Source organism: Rothia sp. HMSC072B04, from assembly GCF_001813725.1.
Taxonomy (GTDB): Bacteria; Actinomycetota; Actinomycetes; order Actinomycetales; family Micrococcaceae; genus Rothia; species Rothia mucilaginosa.
This window is the reverse complement of record NZ_KV813789.1, coordinates 1-4,170: the sequence shown is the minus strand read 5'-3', so window position 1 is coordinate 4,170 and position 4,170 is coordinate 1. Positions and strand designations below refer to the sequence as shown.

Below are 4,170 nucleotides of genomic sequence, written 5' to 3'. Positions count from 1 at the left end.
CACTTTTGTGGGTGTGGGAGAGTAGGTCATTGCCGGTTTATTTTTGAGAAAGACCCCGTATCGAAAGATATGGGGTCTTTTGTTGTATCCGCTGATGTGATGCAGGGGAATCGGTGCGAATACCTCGCGACGCTGATGTGCTGCGTGCGCCGCGAGTATAGATTCAATCCTTCGTGATATTCGAATGCGCACGACTGAAGAAAACCCGCTGTTGCGGAGAATGCGCTCCGCAGAAAGCCCCACGCCGTAAAACCCACAGGGGCATCCTGCATGGGTAGTTTGGTGGCTCAAATGAGGTCTGAATAATAAAGGTGTGTCACAAAAAGAAAGCTGGGAGGTTCCTGAAAGTGAACACTTGGTGAACACACTTTAGCCTCTTGATGGATATAATCACCCCTCTCCCCCGCACTCTCGCATAAGCCACATAAACCAACTTAAGCATTCCGATAGGTGCACCCTTTTTGCCGCGGAATATCGGGATTATCGCCCCTAGAATATGGTCTCTGCGGCAAAACCCTCATGAAAACCCGCTCAATAGTGTGGGTTTATCTGTTATTTCGTGTTAATTCGGAATACTTTAGATTTCGCGAAAACCGACAGATAATTTTCTTGTGACTACAGAACTCATTATTCTCGTGATCGTGGTGCTGACCGCGCTCGCCTTCGACTTTACGAATGGCTTCCACGACACCGGTAACGCGATGGCAACCTCCATTGCGACCGGTGCGCTGAAGCCTAAGACCGCCGTGGCGTTGTCTGCATCCCTGAACCTCGTTGGCGCGTTCCTCTCTGTTGAGGTGGCGCGTTCGGTCGGTAGCGGCATCGTGAACCTGGACCGTATCGATGTAACAACGGACGGCCCGGCGCTGATGCTTATCGTCTTTACCGGTCTGGTGGGCGGCATTCTTTGGAACGTTTTGACCTGGCTTCTGGGTCTGCCCTCCTCCTCGTCGCACGCTCTGTTTGGTGGCCTGATTGGTTCGGCTATTGTCGCGATCGGCTTTGACGGCGTGCAGTGGATGGGCGTTCTGTCCAAGATTATTGTTCCCGCGGTCCTCTCCCCCGTCATTGCGGCTATTGTGGCGGCAACCGGCACTTGGCTGGTCTACCGTATTGCTGCCCCGGTGGCTGATGATCGCAAGCACGGCGGCTTCCGTAAGGGACAGGTCGCGACCGCATCCCTGATGTCTCTGGCGCACGGCACTAACGATGCGCAGAAGACCATGGGCGTAATCTTCCTGGCTCTGGTTGCTTCGGGTACCCTGAGCAACGATGACGCGATTCCCTTCTGGGTGAAGGCTTCCTGCGCGCTTGCTATTGCGCTGGGTACTTACCTGGGTGGTTGGCGTATTATCCGCACCCTCGGTAAGGGCATCGTTGAGGTTGACACCCCGCAGGGCGTTGCCGCTGACGGTGCATCCGCTGCGATTATTCTGACTTCCTCCCACTTCGGTATGGCACTGTCCACCACTCACGTGGCGTCCGGCTCGATTCTGGGTAGTGGCCTGGGCCGTAAGGGTGCTGAGGTGCGCTGGTCTGTTGCTGGCCGCATGGTGGTTGCTTGGCTGATTACTCTGCCGGCTGCCGCGATTGTGGGTGCTCTGACCTGGCTGATTGGTCATGGCCTGAATGCTCTGACCGGTACCCAGTTCATTGGCGAAATGACCGTGTTCGCTTTGCTGGTAGTCTTCTGCTTCCTGATGTGGCGTCATTCCCAGAAGGACAACATTGACGCTTCGAACGTGACTGGCGACTGGGATGAAAAGGAAGGCGCTGCAGTCACCAGCGCTGAGGCATCCGCAGAAGCCCAGACCCTTGCTACTGGGAAGGCAGGTTCGTAGTCGTGGAATATCTGATTGACATTGTGAACAAGGTTATTCCGGTGCTGATTGCCGGTTTGTTCTTTGGTGCGGGCCTTCCGGCGCTCTATGCGCTGGGTCTGCGTATGCTGGCTGGTCGTACCGAGTACACCGCGGACGGCAAGCTGGTTGAAATTGAGCCTCCGGGAACGGCGGCGAAGATTGCTGCGTTCTGCATTTTTGCTATTATCGTAGCAATCGTAATCATCGGTATTCTCTGGGTCGCTAAGGACTTTATCGACCACACTTTCGGCTGGAATATCTTCGGCGTAACCGGTGGAGGCCACTAATCCCGTGAACACTAAATTGCATATAATGACTGCTTCGAAGGAGGGGCTCGATGCCTGATAAGAGCATGATCTCTCGAGTAATCGACTGGCTGAGCGTCGGGTATCCCAAGGATGTTCCGGTGCAGGACCGCGCGGCAGTGATGGCTATTTTGAAGATGCGTCTGACCGATGAGCAGCTGCAGGAAGTTGTTCGCCAGCTCATGCAGTCTCGTGCTGCTCGTGGCGAGGCGTACGTGAGCGACCAGCGCATTAACGAGTACATTCGTCGAGTGGTGGATCATACCCCGACCCCGCAGGATATTGACCGCGTCGCTAAGATTCTGGGTGCGCACGGCTTCCTGATTGCGGAGAACCACGTGAACGAGGACGCTGAGCCTACGGCTGGCGGTACCGAGTACGTGACCTACGATGATCCGACGACCGGCGAGATCCGTATTGCTGAGTTGGCTGCTGAATCGGCTAATATTCCGGCTCCGAACGCTACGGCTGCGCAGGATAACTAAATAGCCTGCGGTGAGAGTTGAGAGCTCTCATGAAGTTTGTGACCTATGGGGTGGACTCAAGTCCACCCCATAGGTTTTCTTTATGCCCTTCGAATGCTGCGCCGCGGGTTGTCAGCTCACCCATAGGTGTGGGCGGTATTCTAGAGAGACTCACTCCCTCAAACTAATGGCGGGCTTTGTGCTCGCCCTACATCATGGAGATTCTGTGTCTTCTTCACCTACTCCTGAACCCGAGAACTCTCACTTTACGTCCGCTCAAGAAGCCTCTCAGAGCTCTTCTGAGGCGGCATCGATTGCTGCGGAGGACTCTGTTGCTCAGACCCCCTCTACCCGCGTAGATGCCGCTAAAGAGGCTATTGCCGGGCAGGCGCGCCGCCTCGTGGTGCCCCGCCGTTCCCTGCTTCTGACTGGCGGAGTGGTTGCCGCCGCCGGGGTGCTCGCCGCAATGCCGCAGATTGCGGCAACCGGAGTGCTGGGTGAGGATGCGGCGGTGGTGGTTTCGACCGAGAAGCTGTTGGCGCGCCGTGAGCGTCTGATTCGTGAAAATATCGATACCCGCTACCTGAAGATTGAGTCGCTGGGGCGTATTTATGTGGGCCAGGGGCGCCGTGAGCAGGATCTGCGTCTGGTGGGTTCTTTCTCCCTCACGGAGGCGGCGCAGGCCGACTTGGCGGCGGCTGCTACAGCGCTGACGAATCTGTCCGTTTACGGTTCTCTGCATCGGCTGAGCGTCACCTACGGTGGCGTGGACTCGGCGAATGACCCACAGAACGTTGCTAACACCGCTACGGATGCTCCGGTGAGCCCGCTGCGCGTCAATGATTCGGCGACCCTGAAAGAAGAGCAGTGGCTGAAGGTGCTGACCGCTAACGCGGCGTTGGGAACTAATGTGAGCTATGCGCAGGTGGGTCTGCTGGCGGATGAGTTGCGCCTGAATGCCGTTGTGATTGATGAGAACTATGAATCCCTGCTGAAGCGTTTCCGCTCCCTGGCTGAGCTGGATCTGAAGAACGAGCGGGTGCAGCAGATTCACCTGAATATTCAGTTGGCTCCGGAGAAGGCAGTAACCCTGCCCTCGGGTGCGCAGTCGAAGGTTTCGGTGAGTGTTGCGGAGTCTTCGCGTGTGGCAACGGTGGCTGATGTGCTATCGAAGGCCGCCACGAGGAAGGAGCTGAATACCCTGGCATCGTTCTCGCTGGTGTGGAATGCCCGTGAAAAGTACCCCTCAGCGAGCCAGTGGGATGCTTTCAAGCTGGGCTTCAAGGGACCGGAGTCGAAGGAGGAGTCCGCGAAGGAGGCGCAACGTACCGCGATTCGTAAATATCTGCAGGAGGTTAGCGTCCCCCTGCAGGCTCTGACGAAGCGGGAGGCGACAGTGCCGGGTGAGGTGATTACCTAAACCCATCAGTAATGTGATGGGTCTAACTAAAAAAATATGCATGAGGATTTGGTGAAGCCGCAAAAGGTGTTATAGACTAGTAGAGCACCACGGGGGCGTGGCGCAATTGGTAGCGCATC

The 4,170-nt window shown here is 56.3% G+C and carries 4 protein-coding genes; all 4 read left to right on the top strand.

The features are described 5' to 3' along the window. Positions 1–611 precede the first annotated feature (611 nt). On the top strand, positions 612–1,841 hold the full coding sequence (locus HMPREF2928_RS01145; protein WP_070687054.1) for an inorganic phosphate transporter: 1,230 nt from the start codon (positions 612–614) through the stop codon (positions 1,839–1,841). A gap of 2 nt (positions 1,842–1,843) precedes the next feature. Beyond that, positions 1,844–2,149, top strand: coding sequence for a hypothetical protein (locus tag HMPREF2928_RS01140; RefSeq protein WP_005504112.1), 306 nt, complete (start codon positions 1,844–1,846; stop codon positions 2,147–2,149). Between the two features lie 50 nt (positions 2,150–2,199). Continuing rightward, positions 2,200–2,652 carry a DUF3349 domain-containing protein gene (locus HMPREF2928_RS01135; protein ID WP_049337595.1) on the top strand — a complete coding sequence of 151 codons (453 nt, stop codon included), beginning with the start codon at positions 2,200–2,202 and terminating at the stop codon, positions 2,650–2,652. Between the two features lie 205 nt (positions 2,653–2,857). Further along, positions 2,858–4,051 (top strand): acetamidase, encoded by a 1,194-nt coding sequence (locus HMPREF2928_RS01130; protein ID WP_239661548.1) that lies wholly within the window; start codon positions 2,858–2,860, stop codon positions 4,049–4,051. Positions 4,052–4,170 lie beyond the last annotated feature (119 nt).

Coding starts and splice junctions, on each gene's coding strand:
- HMPREF2928_RS01135 (WP_049337595.1), top strand. CDS start 2,200: ATGCCTGATAAGAGCATGATCTCTCGAGTAATCGACTGGCTGAGCGTC.